This window comes from Bacillus cereus group sp. BfR-BA-01379 (genome assembly GCF_022663605.1).
Taxonomy (GTDB): Bacteria; Bacillota; Bacilli; order Bacillales; family Bacillaceae_G; genus Bacillus_A; species Bacillus_A mobilis.
Window position 1 is genome coordinate 1 of sequence record NZ_JAKUFT010000013.1, and the last position, 17,625, is coordinate 17,625.

The window sequence follows — 17,625 nt, forward strand, 5'->3', positions numbered from 1 at the left end:
GACGATTAATGAAAAGGGAGAAATTGGCCCGATTGGTGGTATTCAGCAAAAAGTGGTAGCTGCAAGTGATGCTGGTGCTGAAGTGTTCTTTGCGCCAAATGAAAAAGATGCGGAGAAATCGAATTACAAAGATGCACTTGAGGCTGCGAAAGATATTAAAACAAAAATGAAAGTTGTGCCAGTGGATACGCTGGATGATGCATTAATGTATTTGGAAAAAATGGGCGAGAAAAAATAAACCTCTCTGAAAAAGAGAGGTTTTTTTATAGAAATTTTGCAGTTGTTTCATCATAACGAATTGGATGGTGTGTTGCATCTTGTTTTAGTAGTTGTGTTCGTAATGGTTCTTGCATGATGGAGTAATATACAGAATTGGCTTTTCGCTCTATACGTAAAGTAGGATGATCAAATGTTTTTGTATGGGTAAGGATGGGAAGTTCTATTTTTTTCTTGTTTTTTGAAAGGTAAGTTTGTCCTTTTTGTGACATGCCTAGTAGACGAATGTACGGTGCATGCTGCTCTATATTTGCTCTATGTATTTCTTCTTTTGTTGTATTTGTTAAAATGTGTGTACAAGCTCTTTGTAATCTAGTCCATGTATAACGCTTCGTTTTTAATGCTTCCATGAATGAATGGAAGGAGGAACTGGTTTGTATTTTTGATAAAATACGATGCTCTAAACCTTCCTCTATTTCATATATATGTCGTAAGTCCTCTGAAGACATCGTCATGAGTTTGTATTTAAAAAATGAAAAGTACTGTTCCCAATTATGTAAAATCCCGTAGTTTTGTTTGTAACTGGCTAAAAGAGAAGCGGTCGCTTTTGGGATAAAAGGCTCAATTTCTGTAAAAGAACTATTGTCGCTAAAAAGTTGTTTGCGAATACTAGTTGCGCTTGCAATATGTTGATCGCTAAATGTTTCATCATGATAATGAGATGCGAATCTTTTTATCGTTTGTGCTTGCATAGAACTATTTTGTAAGCAAATTGATTTCATGTATTGGAATCCTAATATGTTATTCGGTTGTGACATGTCTATGTTTTTTTCAGAAGATAAAATGTGTAGGAAAGCTTCAGATGTAGCTTTTGCGTAACTATTACCTGCATTCATGAATTGCTTTACAAGACGATTGAAAGTCTCTTCTTCCTTTTTTTGCACAGAAATGGTGTTATAAAAATTTTCGATTTGTCCATCTTCGCTACCAAAACAAATTTCAGAAACGTGTAGGGCGTTTAAAATGGAAATAGCGCCATTTGCAAAGGTTTCAGCCTTTTGTGTTGAAAAGGCATACGGAAGCTCTACAACAAGGTCTACGCCGCATGATAAGGCCATTTTGGTGCGATACCATTTGGATAGGAGTGCGGGCTCACCACGCTGTAAAAAAGGGCCACTCATAACGGCGATTGTAATATCAGAGTGTGTTAACTTTTTTGTTTGTTGCACATGATAATCATGACCGTTATGAAAAGGGTTATATTCAACAACAATACCACTGGCTTTTATGGTAATCTCTCCTTTCGATGTAGCATCTTTTTGAAAAACGTGATACTCTATATAATATTTACTATGATGACTTCATTATAGTGTAAAGAAAAAACATTGACAAATATAAAATGGCTAGCTATAATTTTGTTTGTTGCCTTGAGGTGATAGGATATGAAATGGTCCATCCATCAATTGAATAAATTGAGAAATAAAGGATTGACATTGGATGAGATGGTAGATGTAAGTGAGCTACAAGAGGTCGAGAAAGATATTCGTGAAATTAATCCTGTTCATGTAACAGGAAGAGTTGATTTTGGCTCCGGTAAGTTTACGTTCCATCTACATATAACTGGAAGCATGGTTTTACCATGTTCTCGCTCTTTAGTAGATGTGACATTACCATTTGACATTAAAACAACTGAGGTGTTCCAAACTTCACAAGAAGAATTTGAAACTGAAGCTGAAATTCATTGTTTAGAAGGAGAAGTACTTGACTTACTGCCCGTAATCAAGGAAAATATACTTTTGGAGATTCCAATGCAAATTTTCAGTGATGATGTTTCTGGTGGAGCACCGATGCAAGGTCAAGACTGGCAAGTGATTTCGGAAGAAAACAAAGAAAAGACTGTTGATCCACGATTAGCAGGACTTGCAAAGTTTTTTGACAAATAATCGGAAGACTGGTTTAGGCCTTCATATGAAAATAACTATTTCTTTTAAGGAGGTGGGAAGAATGGCTGTACCTTTTAGAAGAACTTCTAAAACAGTAAAAAGAAAGCGTCGTACGCATTTCAAATTATCAGTACCTGGTATGGTAGAGTGCCCAAGCTGTGGTGAAGCGAAATTAGCTCACCGTGTATGTAAAGCATGCGGTACTTACAAAGGTAAAGAAGTAATCAGCAAGTAATTGCGGGAAATAAACGTAGAAGATATCTTCTGCGTTTATTTTTTTTTTTGTCTTATTCTTCATTTGTTGTATTCTATCTTTTCTAGTAACTGCATATGTTTAATAAAAAATGCATAGGGAGGACTAGAGAAATGGCGACAACAAGACAAGATGCTTGGACTGATGATGAAGATTTGCTTCTGGCAGAAGTAGTACTCCGGCATATTCAAGAAGGTGGAACGCAATTATCTGCCTTTAAAGAAGTGGGAAGACATTTATCTCGTACACCAGCAGCATGTGGCTTTAGATGGAATTCTTACGTTAGAAAGCAATACAAAGAACGTATCGAAGAAGCAAAGCAACTACGTAAAGTAGAAAATTATGAAGTGAAAGAGACGAAGGTATTAGAGCCCACGTCAATTACGTTGAATGATGTTATTGATTTCTTGCAAAATTATAAAGATGAAAACTCCTTAATGGTGTTGCAACAGCAAATTGAATCGTTACAAACAGAGAGAGAGAGTCTTTTGGAGCGATTATCAGTATATGAGGAAGAATATAGAACATTGCTTGATTATATCGATCAAAAAAGAAGTGTAATGGTAGCAGAAAGAAATAGCGCTCGTTCGAATGGGAAATTAGAAAAGTTAAAGAAATAAAAAAACAGCTGCTATGTAGCTGTTTTTTTTTATTTCTTATGCAGACTCTTCATTTGTAACCGTATTCAAATTTGTTTCTGGGTTCCAAACATAAAAATCACCATCAGGTACTGATACAGGCTGGAAATTTAATTTATCCCAAAAACCAGCTGAATGGATACGTGCGATCGTTTTAATTGGGAACTGTAGCCCCTTCGCATAATTTACAAGCATTTCTCCGAATCCTTGTTTTTGGAAAGTTGGTAACACTTCAAGTTTATAGAGTTCTAGGTAAGTACCTGTAATTTCGAATGGTTCCCCGCCGTTTCTTTTCATATATAGACTCATACGTGCAATTAATGATCCGCCATAATAAATACCGTAAAATGGAGATTCACTATCGTTTTCAATAATGTTTGCCTGTAATTCTTCTAACATGGATAGTTCTTGAGCTCCGCAACCTTTAAATTTTTTAAATTCGTCTAATGTTTTATAATTGATGAGCAAACGCTCAACTTTTGGGAATCCCATAACATCACATCCTTTTCTTGTCTCGTTGAATGCAGAAAAGTAAAAATATTTATAATAATATTATAACTCATTTTTTTAATTTTATGAAGATGATAGTATATTTCTTTTATTATTTTTTTGAGGATTTGCTAAACTAAGAGTAGAAGCATATTAATAGGTAGTATATACATATTGAAAGAAGAGGTTGCATTTGTTTGTCAAAGAGAAATGAAATTGTAAACTGTATTCATGGAATTGAGAAAGATAAAGTGAAACTGTAATCGGTGGGATTTGTTCACCTGTAGTTAATTATGATTCCGTACCAATCAGGTGTTTGCGGGATAAAAAGGGGAGGGAAAAGGGACTTGTGTATCGTATTTATATGAGTTCCTTGAGTGAAAATGAAAATCGGAGTTGTGGGACCAGGAGCTATCGGTCTGTTATACGCATTTTATTTACAAAAAAGTAATCAAGATGTTACGTTGTTTACAAGGACAGCTAAACAGGCTGATGAATTGAATATAACGGGTGTAACTTGTATGAGGGAGAGAAAACGCGAAACGGTATTTCCACCTGTTTTGCCAATAGAAAGTATGCTAGACCAGAAGCTAGACTATATATTTATTGCTGTTAAGCAATATCATATAACTGACATACTGCCTTTTGTACGAGGGGAATCCTCATTAATCTTTTTGCAAAACGGAATGTCGCATCTTCATGCTATGCAGAAAATTGGGAATGAAAATATTGCAGTTGGGATTGTAGAGCATGGTGCGAAAAAAGAAGAAAGGCATACTGTTTATCATACGGGGATAGGTGTAACGAAGTTTGGAATCGTGCACGGCCAGTCTATACATTTTGAAAAAATATTAAATTGCTTTCCTTTTCCTCATTTTCCGATTCAAATAGAAGATGATTGGAAGGATGTCATGCACAAAAAATTAGTAGTCAATGTATGTATCAATCCATTGACAGCATTATTACAAGTCCAGAACGGAGAGTTGATTACGAACCCGTTTTTTTATCGATTGATGGAGCAAGTATTTCAGGAAGTCGTTTTTCTCGTTAAAGAAGAAAAAGAAACGGTATGGGAAATGGTACGCCGCGTATGCGAAAGAACGTCTCATAATACATCATCTATGCTGGCAGATGTAAGGGCGAATAGACAAACGGAAATTGGTGCGATTGTTGGATATGTATTAGAGGAAGCTAAGAAACAGCAACGATCCGTTCCGACACTTCAATTTTTGTTCGATGCAATAAAAGGATTAGAAGTAAAAGAATAAGTGTAATTCTTTGCTTTTACGTGCAACATTGACTACAATGTGGATTGGTGAGAGAACAGGATACGAAAGGAAGAATTATATGGAGATAAAAGAAATCTCTGTTCCGCAACAAGGTGTTGTAGCGGACTATATGAACGGTAAAAAAGAGATACAGTCGTGTTTTGACTATATGTTAACAGAAGATGCTTTTAAACAGCGTGTACATGATTTGCGTGAGAGGGAGTTTTTCCGCCAAGATTTAGTAGCGCATTTATTAGAATATAATACAAAATTACAAGCGGGAGAAGCTACGATTCAAAATGTAAAAGCGCTTGGAGATGAAAATACATATGTTGTTATAGCTGGACAACAAGCTGGGTTATTAACTGGACCACTTTATACGATTCATAAAATCATTTCAGTTTTACAGCTTGCGAGGGAAAAGGAAGAAAGTTTAGGTGTTAAAGTTGTTCCTGTTTTCTGGATTGCTGGTGAAGATCATGATATGGATGAAATTAATCATACTTTTGTAACGAAGAATAAAAAAATAAAAAAGACTATTTTTCATGATCGTAATCCGAAAAAGGCGAGTGCTTCAGAGTCTGAGCTTTCTTTGGAAGACTGTAGACAGTGGATTGAAGAAATTTTCAAAACATACCCTGAAACGAATTTTACAAAGGATGTACTGCAATTTATTGATGATTCTTTGGGGAAATCGAATACGTATGTAGATTTCTTTGGCCATCTTATTATGAAAATGTTCGTGAATTCTGGTTTAATTCTTGTCGATTCGCATCATCCTGAATTAAGAAAATTAGAAGTGCCGTTTTTCAAACAAATTATAGGTAAGTATAAAGAAGTGCAAGAGGGACTTCATAACCAACAGGAAATAATTAAAGAATTAGGATATAAACCGATTATTGAAACAAAGTATAATGCAGTGCATATATTCATGGAAATTGATAATGAGCGAGTATTACTTGAAGATGATCAAGGGAAGTTTGTTGGGAAGGATGGTGCGTATTCCTTTTCGTATGAGGAATTGATGGAAGAGATGGAGAGAAGCCCGGAACGATTTAGTAATAATGTTGTGACGCGCCCTCTTATGCAAGAGTATCTATTTCCTACACTGGCGTTTATTGGAGGGCCAGGGGAATTAGCTTACTGGAGTGAATTACAACAAGTCTTCCATACTATCGGTTTCCGAATGCCACCTGTCGTTCCGCGTATTACAATCACTTATATAGAGAGGGATATAGCGACAGATGTACACGATTTACAATTGCAAGAGAGTGACCCGTTTTTAAATAAAGTAGATACGCTGCGTGAAAACTGGTTATCTAATCAAATAGAGGAATCGATAGATGATCGATTTGTAGAGGCGAAAAAAGAAATAATTGATATCCATACGTCATTACAACAGTTTGTGAAGAAAATAGATCCTGGATTAAGTGCGTTTGCGGGGAAAAATGAATTCAAAATTAATGAACAAATTGAACTGTTGGAAAGAATGTTGAAAAGAAATGTTGAGAAAAAACATGAAGTGCAGCTAAATAAATTCCGGCGCATACAATTTGCACTTCGTCCATTAGGGGCGCCGCAAGAGCGTGTGTGGAATGTATGTTACTATTTAAATCAATTCGGTTTGGATTTTGTTGATCGTGTAATGGAAAACACGTTTTCTTGGGACGGAAAACATCATGTTATAAAACTATAGAATCTTGCTCTTAGGAGCAGGATTTTATTTTTGTTCTGTTGAATTTACTGTGAAGTGAAATTTTTCTGAATTATTAATTTAAAAACTGTAGATATCGTAATTATGCAGGATACTTAAATATATGACAAAATAGCACAAAATGTAAACGTATTATTATCTTTTTCGACAGTTTTTTATTTAAATTCCCGCAAAAGATGATAAAATTTAGTATATAATAAAAGAAATTAGCGATTTGTATAGTATGTTGCCTTTGTAGGCAAGTTAAATGAGTCGTTCTTTCATAGTATTTCGTTCTCTAATCGTGAAATGTACGTTTAGGGGAGGAGATGCATTCAACATAATTAATTGGAAAAAGAGTAGGTGCAACAATGTTTAAACACGTAACAGTGCTTTTAAAGGAAACAGTAGACGGCTTAGATATAAAGCCAGGTGGTACATATGTAGATTGTACACTGGGGGGAGGAGGACATAGTTCTTATTTATTGTCCCAATTAACTGAAGGCGGAAAGTTAATCGCGTTTGATCAAGATGAGATAGCGATTCAAAATGCGAAAGAAAAATTCTCTTCATACGGTGAGCAGTTCATAACAGTAAAAAGCAATTTCCGTTATTTATCTGAAAAACTACAGGAATTAGGCATAACAGAAGTAGACGGTATTTTATTTGATTTAGGTGTTTCATCCCCGCAATTAGATACACCAGAGCGTGGCTTTAGTTATCATCATGATGCACCGTTAGATATGCGAATGGATCAAGATGCCCCATTAACAGCATATGATGTTGTAAATAGCTGGTCATATGAACAACTTGTAAGAATTTTCTTCCAGTATGGTGAAGAGAAATTTTCAAAACAAATAGCAAGGAAAATTGAAGCGTATCGTGAGAATAAAGCTATTGAAACGACAGGAGAATTAGTAGAACTAATTAAAGAGGGTATTCCAGCTCCTGCTCGTAGAACGGGTGGACATCCTGCGAAGCGAGTGTTCCAAGCGATCCGTATTGCTGTAAATGATGAATTGAAAGTATTTGAAGAAGCGTTGGAATCTGCAATTGAGATGGTCAAGCCAGGTGGAAGGGTTAGTGTTATCACATTCCATTCTTTAGAAGACCGTATTTGTAAAACGACGTTTAAGCGAAATAGTACAACGCCACAATTGCCACCAGGATTACCAATTATTCCTGATGAATTTAAGCCGAAATTAAAGCTTATTACAAGAAAACCGATTTTACCTTCTGATATAGAGTTAGAAGAAAATAATCGAGCGCGTTCTGCGAAATTGAGAATCGCTGAAAAACGATAAAAAGGGGAGAGAGGTATGAGTAACTTAGCTGTAAAGTACAAACAACAAGCGCAAGAAGAGGTACAGATTCAAACGCCCCCACAGCATAAGGTTCAGCCAAAAGCTAAAGCGAAGATTACAAGAATCGAAAAACTGTTGTATGTAGCATTTATTGGCTTTTTATTGTATGCCTGTGTAGCGTTTATTGGAAATAAAGCAGGCCTTTATCAAGTTAATGTAGAAGCAGCGACGATAGAACAAAAAATTGTACAGCAGCAAAAAGAAAATCAAGAATTACAGGCTGAAGTAGAGAAGTTAAGTCGCTATGAACGAATCGCTGAAGTTGCAAAAAAACACGGGCTAGAAATTAATGCGAATAATGTGAAGGGCCTAAAATAAGGCAATAGGTGTGAAGGGAAAATGAAGAGAAATATGACTAAATTTCATACCAATAAGGGAGCAGGGTATTTTATGATTTTATTCCTCCTGCTCTTTTTGCTATTATTAGGCCGATTTTTTTACATACAAGCAACAGGAACAGTGCATAATCAGGATTTGGACAAACTCGCTCAGCAAAAACATAGTAAAACAGGAGTTCTCGAAGCAAATCGAGGAACGATTTATGACCAAAATGGTCATGTGTTAGCGCAAGACGCAAACTCGTATAAACTTGTAGCGGAATTAAAAGGTGCGAATCAGGTTGAGAATAAAGAGGATACGGCAAAGAAAATTGCGGAAGTGCTCGGAAAAGATGCAGATAAGATTTTAGCTACTTTAAATAAAAAAGATAGAAGCCAAGTCGAATTTGGAACGCTAGGTAAAGATTTGACGAAAGAACAGAAGGAACAAATAGAAGCATTGAAATTGCCAGGCATATCCTTTATTACTGAAAATGCAAGAGTGTATCCGAATGGTGATTTTGCATCTTATGTTATTGGTCATGCTAAACCGAATGATGAGGGAACTTCGGTAGGACAATTTGGTTTAGAAAAAAGTTTAGATAAGTATTTAAGTGCTTCTAACGGAAAAGTAGCTTATACGGGCGATCGTAAAGGTGTGTCTCTTGACGGCGGGAAAGTGAATGTAGAGGCACCTAAAAACGGTGATAACGCGTATTTAACGATAGATCAACGTATTCAAAGTTATTTAGAAGATGCGATGAAAGTTGCGAGTAAGCATTATGAACCAGAAAGCTTAATAGGAATTGTTGCGGATCCAAAAACAGGGAAAATATTAGGAATGTCTAGTAAACCTAGTTATGATCCAAATAGTCGTCAAATTAAATATTTTTTCAATGACGCAATTGCAAATGCATTTGAACCTGGATCAACAATGAAAATTTTCACGCTAGCGGCAGCTATTAATGAAGGTGTGTATAAAGGGCAAGATTATTATCAGTCTGGTACATATCAAGTCGGAAACCGAAAAATAAAAGATCATAACGGCGGCGCTGGATGGGGATCTATCACATTCGATGAAGGGGTAGAGCGCTCTTCCAACGTAGCGTTTGCAATTTTAGGGGACCAAAAACTTGGCCCAGAACGATTCCGAAAATATATTCATAGTTTTGGATTAGATGAAAAAACGAATATTGATTTACCTGGTGAAGGTTCAAATACAATTGTATTCGATCAGCAAATACAGCAAGTAACAACAGCTTTTGGACAAGGTTCTACTGTAACACCAATTCAGCTTGTACAAGCTGCAACTGCTATTGCAAATGATGGGAAAATGATGAAACCTTATACAGTTGATAAAATTGTAAATCCAATAACAGGCGAAGTAAAATTAGAACATAAGCCAGAAGAAGTGGGAAAACCTGTTACAAAAGAAACAGCAGCGCAAGTAAGACAGTTATTAGAACGTGTTGTTACATCGCCGAAAGGAACAGGAACGGCTTATAAAGTCGATGGTTATTCAGTTGGTGGTAAAACAGGAACAGCGCAAATTCCGGATGGAAAAGGTGGCTATATGACAGGAAGAGAGAATTATATATTCTCGTTCTTAGGTATGGCACCTATGGATGATCCGCAACTTGTTGTATATGTAGCTGTTAAACAACCGAAATTGAAAGATGATGAGAGTGGCGCACAACCTTTAGCTGATATTTTTAAATATGTAACGAAGAATAGTTTAGAGTATTTAAAGATTAAGCCTAATGAAGTGAAAGATCCGAAGAAATATGTGAAAGAGCAGCAAACAGCTGTTCCAGATGTAACCGGAAAAACGATGGAAGAAGCGAAAAAAGCTATTGATAAAGCAAAACTTCGTCCAATCGTATTAGGTGAAGGGAAAGTACAGCAACAAGTACCGAAAGCGACTGAACAAACATTGAAGGGTGACCGAGTCTTCTTAGTAGGAGATAAACCTACAATGCCAAATATACAGGGCTGGGCACTGCGTGATGTTATGAATTTAGCGAAAACATTAAAGCTTAACCTAAAACCTACTGGTACCGGATACGTAACTGAACAAAGTGTGGCAGAAGGAACATTGTTGCAACCTGGTACAGAGTTAGGTGTAACACTTGTACCGCCACTTGAACCACAACAAGAAGCAGAAAAACCGTAATAGTAAAAGAGAAGAAGTTCTAATTAAATAAGTACAAGCATATATTGGAACAAGCTAGGCGTAAGGGAGGCTTGTTCCAATATGCGTGTATCAAATGTAACGGTTAGAAAACGACTTATTTTTATACTCATATCAGGTATACTTATTTTCACTATCATCGATATTCGTCTTGGATATGTGCAATTTTTTCTTGGCAATATGTTAACGGATCGTGCGAAAGATTCATGGAGTCGTAATATTACTTTTGAACCTGAACGTGGGAAAATTTTAGACCGAAATGGTGTGGAACTTGCTACGAATAAAAGTGCTCCAACTGTCTTTGTTGTACCGAGGCAAATTGAAAAACCAGCAGAGACTGCAGAGAAGTTAGCTGCAGTATTAGGTGTGGAAAAAGATGAGATTTATAAGAGGATTACGAAAAAAGAATCAATTGTAAGGTTAGATAAAGGCGGAAGGAAAATATCACATGATAAAGCGAAAGAGGTACGAGGATTAAGTTTGAAAGGTGTTTATATCGCAGAAGACTCTATCCGGTACTATCCATTTGGAAACTTTTTATCACATGTATTAGGGTTTGCAGGTAGTGATAACCAAGGTCTTATGGGACTAGAAAAATATTATGATAAAGAGCTAAATGGTGATGAAGGTCATGTGCGTTTCTTTGCAGATGCAAAAGGACAAAGGATGCCTAATGTTGGCGATGATTTCAAAAAACCAGAAGCTGGTTTGAATTTAGGTTTAACAATTGATGCACGTATTAATAGAATTATGGAAAGAGAAATGAATATTGCAGAGTCGACTTATAACCCAGATGGTATGATTGCGATTGCAATGAATCCAAAAAATGGTGAAATTTTAGGTATGTCGAGTCGGCCGAGCTTTGATCCAGCAGATTTTCAAAGTGTTTCTCCAGAAGTGTATAATAGAAATTTACCAGTATGGAGTACGTATGAGCCTGGTTCAACATTTAAGATCATTACGTTAGCAGCAGCCTTAAATGAAAATCTAGTAGACTTAGAGAAAGATACGTTTTATGATGATGGAGCAGCTGAAGTGGGTGGAGCTAGATTGAAATGCTGGAAAGCAGGAGGCCATGGTAGCCAAACGTTTTTAGAAGTAGTTCAAAACTCTTGTAACCCAGGATTTATTGAACTTGGTGATCGTCTTGGCAAAGACCGATTGTTTAAATACATTCGTAATTTCGGCTTTGGACAGAAAACGGGAATTGATTTGCAAGGTGAAGGTAGTGGGATTTTATTTAATTTAGATAAAGTTGGTCCGGTCGAGCAAGCAACTACTTCATTTGGTCAAGGAGTTTCTGTAACACCAATTCAACAAGTAGCAGCAGTAGCAGCGGCTGTAAATGGTGGGACATTGTATCAACCGTATATAGCTAAGGAATTTATTGATCCGAAAAATAATCAAGTTGTAAGTAAAAAGACACCTGTGGAAAAAAGAAAAGTTATTTCCAAGGAAACTTCAGAAAAAGTTCGGTATGCATTAGAGAATGTTGTAGCGAAGGGATCTGGTAAAGGTGCTTTCATTGATGGGTATCGTGTAGGTGGAAAAACAGGTACGGCCCAAAAGGTGAAAGATGGTAAATATTTAGAGAATAATTATATAGTATCTTTTATCGGTTTTGCTCCAGCAGATGATCCGGAAATTGTTGTCTATGTTGCTGTTGATAATCCGAAAGGTGTAACGCAATTTGGTGGAGTAGTAGCAGCTCCAATTGTTGGGAATATTCTTCGGGATGCACTTCCTGTTATGGGAGTGAAACCGAGAAAAGAACAAGTTGAGAGGGAATACAAATGGGGCGATACACCAACTGTGGAAGTTCCGAATTTAGTTGGTATGAAAAAGAAAGACTTACAGACACAACTCGTCGATTTGAAGCTTGATATAAGTGGAGACGGAGAGAAAGTAATTAAACAATCCCCAGAAGCAGGAGCTAAAGTGAAAGAAGGCTCAAAAATTAGAATTTACTTCGGGAATTAAAGGTAACCTAGTACGTTTTATGGTACAATTGGTGGAAGTGAGTTCTTTATAGAAGAGTTACTTAATTTGAGACCGTAAGAGTTTCAATTATAAATAAGTCTATTTATTAGACACATTAGCACTTACCTCCTATTTTACATACTTAGGAGGTAACGTGTTGCTTATTAAAAAAAGAGATAAATACACAATGTAGAGAGGGTTTAGTGAAATGAAGTTGCATACACTTTTATCATGTTTGCATGATTTTCCAGTTGTTCCAAAAGAAAATCCAGAAATCACATCTATAGAAGCTGATTCACGTAAAGTGAAAGAGGGAAGCTTATTTGTATGTATGAAAGGATATACGGTTGATAGCCATGATTTTGCTAAGCAAGCAGCGGCACAAGGAGCGGCTGCTATTGTTGCGGAAAGACCAATTGATGTTGACGTTCCAGTTGTACTTGTGAAAAACACTTTTCGTTCGTTAGCGGTTTTAGCTGATTATTTTTATGGTCAACCAACACACAAGTTACATTTAATCGGAATTACAGGTACAAATGGAAAGACAACAACATCGCATATTATGGATGAGATTATGCGCGCACATGGTCATAAAACGGGGTTAATTGGAACAATTAATATGAAAATCGGTGATGAAACATTTGAGGTGAAAAATACAACACCAGATGCACTAACACTTCAACATACATTTTCAAAAATGGTTGAGCACGGTGTAGATAGTACAGTAATGGAAGTTTCGTCACATGCTTTAGATCTTGGTCGTGTACACGGATGTGATTACGATGTAGCAGTATTTACAAATTTAACACAGGATCATTTAGACTATCACAAAACGATGGACGAATATAAACATGCAAAAGGGTTGCTATTTGCACAACTTGGCAATAGTTATAATCATAATCGTGAAAAGTACGCGGTATTGAATAACGATGATGCTGTAACTGCGGAATATATGAGAAGTACTGCGGCAACTGTTGTAACATATGGAATTGATACAACAAGTGATATTATGGCCAAAGATATCGTTATGACGAGTGGTGGAACTACATTTACGCTTGTAACACCGTATGAAAGTGTAAATGTTACGATGAAATTGATTGGGAAATTTAATGTATATAACGTACTAGCGGCAACAGCGGCAGGACTTGTTTCTGGTGTAAGTTTAGAAACGGTTATTGATGTGATAAAGCAACTAGCTGGAGTTCCAGGACGTTTTGAAGTAGTTGATGGTGGACAAAATTATACAGTTATTGTTGATTATGCACATACACCAGATAGCTTAGAGAATGTATTAAAAACAGCAAAACAGTTTGCAAAAGGCAATGTATATTGTATCGTCGGTTGTGGCGGAGATAGAGATCGAACAAAGAGACCAATCATGGCAAGTGTTGCAACAGAATATGCAACTCATGCAATTTACACTTCAGATAACCCAAGAAGTGAAGAGCCAGGGGCTATTTTAGATGATATGGTGCAGGGTGCAAATGGGAATAATTATGAAGTAATCATTGATAGAAAAGAAGCGATATACCATGCAATTGCTAACGCGAAAGCTGAAGATATTATCATTATTGCTGGTAAGGGTCATGAAACGTATCAAATTATTGGTAAAGACGTTCATCATTTTGACGATCGTGAAGTCGCTAAAGAAGCAATTACAGAGCGTTTAAACAACGAAGAGTAACAACGTGAGAGGAGGACTACATGTGCTTGAGCAAGGTTTATTAGTAACGGCTGGGGTAGCATTCTTAATTTCTGTTGCCCTTTCGCCATTGTTTATTCCATTTTTAAGGAAATTAAAGTTCGGACAGAGTATTCGTGATGAGGGACCAAAGTCACATCAAAAAAAATCAGGGACACCAACAATGGGTGGTATTGTCATATATGTATCTATGATGGTAACTTCACTTATTATGGCAATTAAATTTAATCATTTAGGTGCAGAGGTTTCTTTATTGTTATTAGTGACATTTGGCTACGGATTAATTGGATTTTTAGATGACTACATAAAGGTAGTTAAGAAGAGAAATCTTGGTTTAACATCAAAACAAAAATTAGTAGGTCAGCTTGTTATTGCTATTGCGTTCTTTTTAATTGGAAAAGGGCAAGCGTTCCACACATACATCATGATTCCGGGAACAGATGTTAAGTTTGAACTAGGTTGGGCGTATTTTGTACTTGTATTATTTATGCTTATTGGTGGATCAAATGCAGTTAACTTAACTGACGGTTTAGATGGTTTATTATCAGGAACAGCTGCTATTGCATTTGGAGCGTTTAGTATTATTGCAGTCGCACAAGAGCAATTTGGAGTAGCGATATTCTGTATGGCAGTTGTAGGAGCTGTACTTGGATTTTTAGTATTCAATGCAAATCCAGCGAAAGTGTTTATGGGAGATACAGGTTCTTTAGCTTTAGGTGGAGCCATTGCAGCTGTAGCGATTTTATTAAAACAAGAATTACTACTTGTAATCATTGGTGGAGTATTCGTAATGGAAACTTTATCTGTTATTATTCAGGTCATTTCGTTTAAAACAACAGGAAAACGTGTCTTTAAAATGAGTCCATTACACCATCATTATGAATTATGTGGTTGGTCAGAGTGGCGTGTTGTTGTGACGTTTTGGTCTGTAGGATTTTTATTAGCTGTGTTAGGAATTTATATCGGGGTGTGGATGTAATTGAAAACTGTAACTGAATTTCAAAATAAAAATATTCTTGTATTAGGCATTGCAAAAAGTGGTTATGCAGCTGCTACGCTGTTACAAAAATTAGGGGCAAATGTTATTGTAAATGACGGAAAGCCTTTAGCGGATAATGTACTTGCTGCAGAATTACAAGCAAAAGGAATGGACGTTGTATGCGGTGGTCATCCTTTAGAATTGTTAGAGAGAAATATTTCTCTTGTTGTAAAAAATCCAGGAATCCCGTATTCTAATCCAATATTAGTTGCTGCGAAAGAAAAGCAAATTCCGGTTGTTACGGAAGTTGAATTAGCATATCGTATTTCAGAAGCGCCATTTGTTGGGATTACGGGGTCTAACGGTAAAACGACGACGACAATGCTTGCATTTGAAATGCTAAAAGAAGGACAAAAGCATCCTATAATTGCAGGGAACATAGGAACTGTAGCGTGTGAAGTAGCACAGGATGCAAAAGAAAATGAAGTTGTAGTTACAGAACTTTCATCGTTCCAACTGATGGGAGTAGAATTGTTCCAACCTAAAATTGCTGCGTTTTTAAATTTATTCGAGGCCCACTTAGATTATCACGGGACGAAGAAGGAATATGGTTTAGCAAAAGCAAATATTTTTAAAAACCAAACAGAAAATGATTATAGTGTAATAAATGCAGATGATGCAGATGTGATGGCTTTATCTGCTTATAGTAAAGGGCAAAAATTACTATTCTCGACAACGAAAGAAATTGAAGATGGTGCGTGTATAAAAGAGAATGCTCTTTATTTTAAAGGTGAAAAAGTTGTTGAAGTAGTTGATATCGTTTTACCTGGTCAACATAATTTAGAAAATATCTTAGCAGCGATGAGTATCGCGAAATTATTGGGTGTTTCTAATGAAGCGATTACGGGGGTGTTAAAACGTTTTACAGGTGTAAAACATCGTTTAGAATATGTAACAACTATTAACAATCGTAAGGTTTATAATGACTCAAAAGCAACGAATATGTTAGCGACTGAGAAAGCTTTATCTGCGTTTACACAACCGATTGTGTTATTAGCAGGTGGGCTTGATCGTGGAAATGAATTCGATGATTTAATTCCGTATTTCAAAAATGTAAAAGCAATTGTGACATTTGGACAAACAGCTCCAAAATTAGTAAGAGCTGCAGAAAAAGCGGGATTAGATACAATTGAAAGTGTCGATACTTTAGATGAAGCTGTAGTGAAAGCTTATGCTCATTCTACAGATGGTGATGTAATTCTTCTTTCTCCAGCATGTGCAAGCTGGGATCAATTTAAAACATTTGAAGAAAGAGGAGACATTTTTATACAAGCTGTGCATAAACTTATATAAAGTAAATCAAAACATCAGTAGGCTAACACCTACTGATGTTTTGTTACATAGGGCAAAAGTTTCTGCCTAAAGAGGTGGTGTTTATGGGTAATGAAGAAAACGCCTGATTTTATTCTCATCATCGTTACACTTGCGTTGTTAACAATCGGAATGATTATGGTGTATAGTGCGAGTGCGGTTTGGGCCTCTTATAAAATGGGGGACTCATTCTTTTTTGCAAAAAGGCAATTGCTATTTGCAAGTCTAGGTGTAGTGGCTATGTTTTTTATTATGAAAATTGATTATTGGGTGTGGCGTACGTATTCAAAAGTAATTTTGCTAGTTTGCTTCATTCTTCTTATTCTTGTTCTTATTCCTGGAGTAGGACTTGTTCGAGGAGGAGCGCGAAGTTGGATTGGAATCGGGGCATTTTCCATTCAACCGTCAGAATTTATGAAGTTTGCGATGATTATTTTTTTAGCGAAATTTTTAGCGGAACGACAAAAATTAATTACCTCGTTTAAACGTGGTTTACTACCAGCACTAGGTTTTGTATTTCTTGCTTTTGGAATGATTATGTTACAGCCAGATCTTGGTACAGGAACGGTAATGGTTGGGACATGTATCATTATGATATTTGTCTCGGGAGCAAGAGTCTTTCACTTTGCAATGTTTGGTTTGCTTGGTGTAGCAGGATTTGTAGGGCTAATTGCATCAGCACCGTATCGAATGAAACGTATTACATCATATTTAGATCCGTGGTCAGATCCGCTTGGAAGTGGATTTCAAATTATTCAATCGTTACTCGCAATTGGACCTGGTGGATTATTCGGGCTCGGACTTGGACAAAGTAGACAAAAGTTTCTTTATTTACCTGAACCACAAACAGACTTTATATTTGCAATCTTATCTGAGGAATTAGGTTTTATTGGTGGTTCATTTGTGTTATTATTATTTAGTCTGTTATTATGGCGTGGGATTCGTATAGCTTTAGGAGCGCCAGATTTATATGGTACGTTTTTAGCAGTAGGTATTGTGGCGATGATTGCGATTCAAGTAATGATTAATGTTGGTGTTGTAACAGGATTGATGCCTGTTACGGGTATTACTTTGCCGTTTTTAAGTTATGGTGGATCAAGTTTGACATTAATGTTAATGGCAGTAGGTGTATTGTTAAATATAAGTCGCCATTCTCGCTACTAAACCCTGTTTTATAAGACAGGGTTTTTCGTATGTGTGCGAAGAAACATGATGTATATA

The 17,625-nt window shown here is 36.4% G+C and carries 16 protein-coding genes; 14 read left to right on the top strand and 2 right to left on the bottom strand.

Going from position 1 to position 17,625, the window contains the following annotated elements:
* A partial coding sequence (locus tag MR113_RS07355) for a S16 family serine protease (RefSeq protein ID WP_313895077.1) occupies window positions 1-238 on the top strand: 238 nt, incomplete at its 5' end.
* 25 nt (window positions 239-263) lie between these two features.
* Here MR113_RS07355 and MR113_RS07360 read toward each other — a convergent pair.
* Window positions 264-1,505, bottom strand: coding sequence for a nucleotidyltransferase (locus MR113_RS07360; RefSeq protein WP_270729191.1), 1,242 nt, complete (start codon window positions 1,503-1,505; stop codon window positions 264-266).
* Window positions 1,506-1,658: 153 nt separating this feature from the next.
* Here MR113_RS07360 and MR113_RS07365 point away from each other — a divergent pair, with 153 nt between their 5' ends.
* From MR113_RS07365 to MR113_RS07375, 3 genes are all read left to right on the top strand, one after another.
* Window positions 1,659-2,159, top strand: coding sequence for a YceD family protein (locus tag MR113_RS07365; RefSeq protein WP_061678255.1), 501 nt, complete (start codon window positions 1,659-1,661; stop codon window positions 2,157-2,159).
* A gap of 61 nt (window positions 2,160-2,220) precedes the next feature.
* Window positions 2,221-2,394, top strand: a complete 174-nt coding sequence (gene rpmF / locus MR113_RS07370) for a 50S ribosomal protein L32 (protein WP_001984764.1) — start codon at window positions 2,221-2,223, stop codon at window positions 2,392-2,394.
* A 131-nt stretch (window positions 2,395-2,525) separates the two neighbouring features.
* Entirely contained in the window at window positions 2,526-3,032 is a 507-nt protein-coding gene (locus tag MR113_RS07375; RefSeq protein WP_061678254.1) for an RsfA family transcriptional regulator, read from the top strand.
* Window positions 3,033-3,068: 36 nt separating this feature from the next.
* On the opposite strand, the gene MR113_RS07380 is transcribed toward MR113_RS07375, so the two are convergent.
* The gene (locus MR113_RS07380; RefSeq protein WP_000506704.1) at window positions 3,069-3,542 is read right to left on the bottom strand and encodes an N-acetyltransferase; all 474 of its coding nucleotides are present in this window, start codon (window positions 3,540-3,542) and stop codon (window positions 3,069-3,071) included.
* A gap of 374 nt (window positions 3,543-3,916) precedes the next feature.
* Here MR113_RS07380 and panE point away from each other — a divergent pair, with 374 nt between their 5' ends.
* From panE to spoVE, 10 genes are all read left to right on the top strand, one after another.
* Window positions 3,917-4,807: a 2-dehydropantoate 2-reductase gene (gene panE, locus MR113_RS07385; protein ID WP_242252960.1), complete on the top strand. Its 891-nt coding sequence runs from the start codon at window positions 3,917-3,919 to the stop codon at window positions 4,805-4,807.
* A gap of 79 nt (window positions 4,808-4,886) precedes the next feature.
* Window positions 4,887-6,503: a bacillithiol biosynthesis cysteine-adding enzyme BshC gene (bshC, locus tag MR113_RS07390; protein ID WP_242252970.1), complete on the top strand. Its 1,617-nt coding sequence runs from the start codon at window positions 4,887-4,889 to the stop codon at window positions 6,501-6,503.
* Between the two features lie 368 nt (window positions 6,504-6,871).
* Window positions 6,872-7,804 carry a 16S rRNA (cytosine(1402)-N(4))-methyltransferase RsmH gene (rsmH, locus tag MR113_RS07395; RefSeq protein WP_242252978.1) on the top strand — a complete coding sequence of 311 codons (933 nt, stop codon included), beginning with the start codon at window positions 6,872-6,874 and terminating at the stop codon, window positions 7,802-7,804.
* Between the two features lie 15 nt (window positions 7,805-7,819).
* Window positions 7,820-8,182, top strand: coding sequence for a cell division protein FtsL (gene ftsL / locus MR113_RS07400; RefSeq protein ID WP_242252988.1), 363 nt, complete (start codon window positions 7,820-7,822; stop codon window positions 8,180-8,182).
* Window positions 8,183-8,203: 21 nt separating this feature from the next.
* Window positions 8,204-10,354: a penicillin-binding protein gene (locus MR113_RS07405; RefSeq protein WP_472927133.1), complete on the top strand. Its 2,151-nt coding sequence runs from the start codon at window positions 8,204-8,206 to the stop codon at window positions 10,352-10,354.
* An 81-nt stretch (window positions 10,355-10,435) separates the two neighbouring features.
* Window positions 10,436-12,352 carry a stage V sporulation protein D gene (locus MR113_RS07410; protein ID WP_242252990.1) on the top strand — a complete coding sequence of 639 codons (1,917 nt, stop codon included), beginning with the start codon at window positions 10,436-10,438 and terminating at the stop codon, window positions 12,350-12,352.
* A 208-nt stretch (window positions 12,353-12,560) separates the two neighbouring features.
* The gene (gene murE / locus MR113_RS07415; RefSeq protein ID WP_242252992.1) at window positions 12,561-14,036 is read left to right on the top strand and encodes a UDP-N-acetylmuramoyl-L-alanyl-D-glutamate--2,6-diaminopimelate ligase; all 1,476 of its coding nucleotides are present in this window, start codon (window positions 12,561-12,563) and stop codon (window positions 14,034-14,036) included.
* Window positions 14,037-14,058: 22 nt separating this feature from the next.
* Window positions 14,059-15,033 (top strand): phospho-N-acetylmuramoyl-pentapeptide-transferase, encoded by a 975-nt coding sequence (gene mraY, locus MR113_RS07420; RefSeq protein WP_000893058.1) that lies wholly within the window; start codon window positions 14,059-14,061, stop codon window positions 15,031-15,033.
* Complete coding sequence (gene murD, locus MR113_RS07425; protein ID WP_242252994.1) at window positions 15,034-16,386, top strand: UDP-N-acetylmuramoyl-L-alanine--D-glutamate ligase; 1,353 nt, start codon at window positions 15,034-15,036, stop codon at window positions 16,384-16,386. It begins immediately after the preceding gene.
* Window positions 16,387-16,476: 90 nt separating this feature from the next.
* Window positions 16,477-17,568, top strand: coding sequence for a stage V sporulation protein E (spoVE, locus tag MR113_RS07430; protein WP_000753515.1), 1,092 nt, complete (start codon window positions 16,477-16,479; stop codon window positions 17,566-17,568).
* Window positions 17,569-17,625 lie beyond the last annotated feature (57 nt).

Bases quoted from the DNA above. Each gene is read 5' to 3' on its own strand.
- rpmF (WP_001984764.1), top strand. From the start codon at position 2,221: ATGGCTGTACCTTTTAGAAGAACTTCTAAAACAGTAAAAAGAAAGCGT.
- MR113_RS07410 (WP_242252990.1), top strand. From the start codon at position 10,436: ATGCGTGTATCAAATGTAACGGTTAGAAAACGACTTATTTTTATACTC.
- rsmH (WP_242252978.1), top strand. From the start codon at position 6,872: ATGTTTAAACACGTAACAGTGCTTTTAAAGGAAACAGTAGACGGCTTA.
- murE (WP_242252992.1), top strand. From the start codon at position 12,561: ATGAAGTTGCATACACTTTTATCATGTTTGCATGATTTTCCAGTTGTT.
- bshC (WP_242252970.1), top strand. From the start codon at position 4,887: ATGGAGATAAAAGAAATCTCTGTTCCGCAACAAGGTGTTGTAGCGGAC.
- spoVE (WP_000753515.1), top strand. From the start codon at position 16,477: ATGAAGAAAACGCCTGATTTTATTCTCATCATCGTTACACTTGCGTTG.
- MR113_RS07405 (WP_472927133.1), top strand. From the start codon at position 8,204: ATGAAGAGAAATATGACTAAATTTCATACCAATAAGGGAGCAGGGTAT.
- MR113_RS07380 (WP_000506704.1), bottom strand. From the start codon at position 3,542: ATGGGATTCCCAAAAGTTGAGCGTTTGCTCATCAATTATAAAACATTA.
- MR113_RS07365 (WP_061678255.1), top strand. From the start codon at position 1,659: ATGAAATGGTCCATCCATCAATTGAATAAATTGAGAAATAAAGGATTG.
- MR113_RS07375 (WP_061678254.1), top strand. From the start codon at position 2,526: ATGGCGACAACAAGACAAGATGCTTGGACTGATGATGAAGATTTGCTT.
- ftsL (WP_242252988.1), top strand. From the start codon at position 7,820: ATGAGTAACTTAGCTGTAAAGTACAAACAACAAGCGCAAGAAGAGGTA.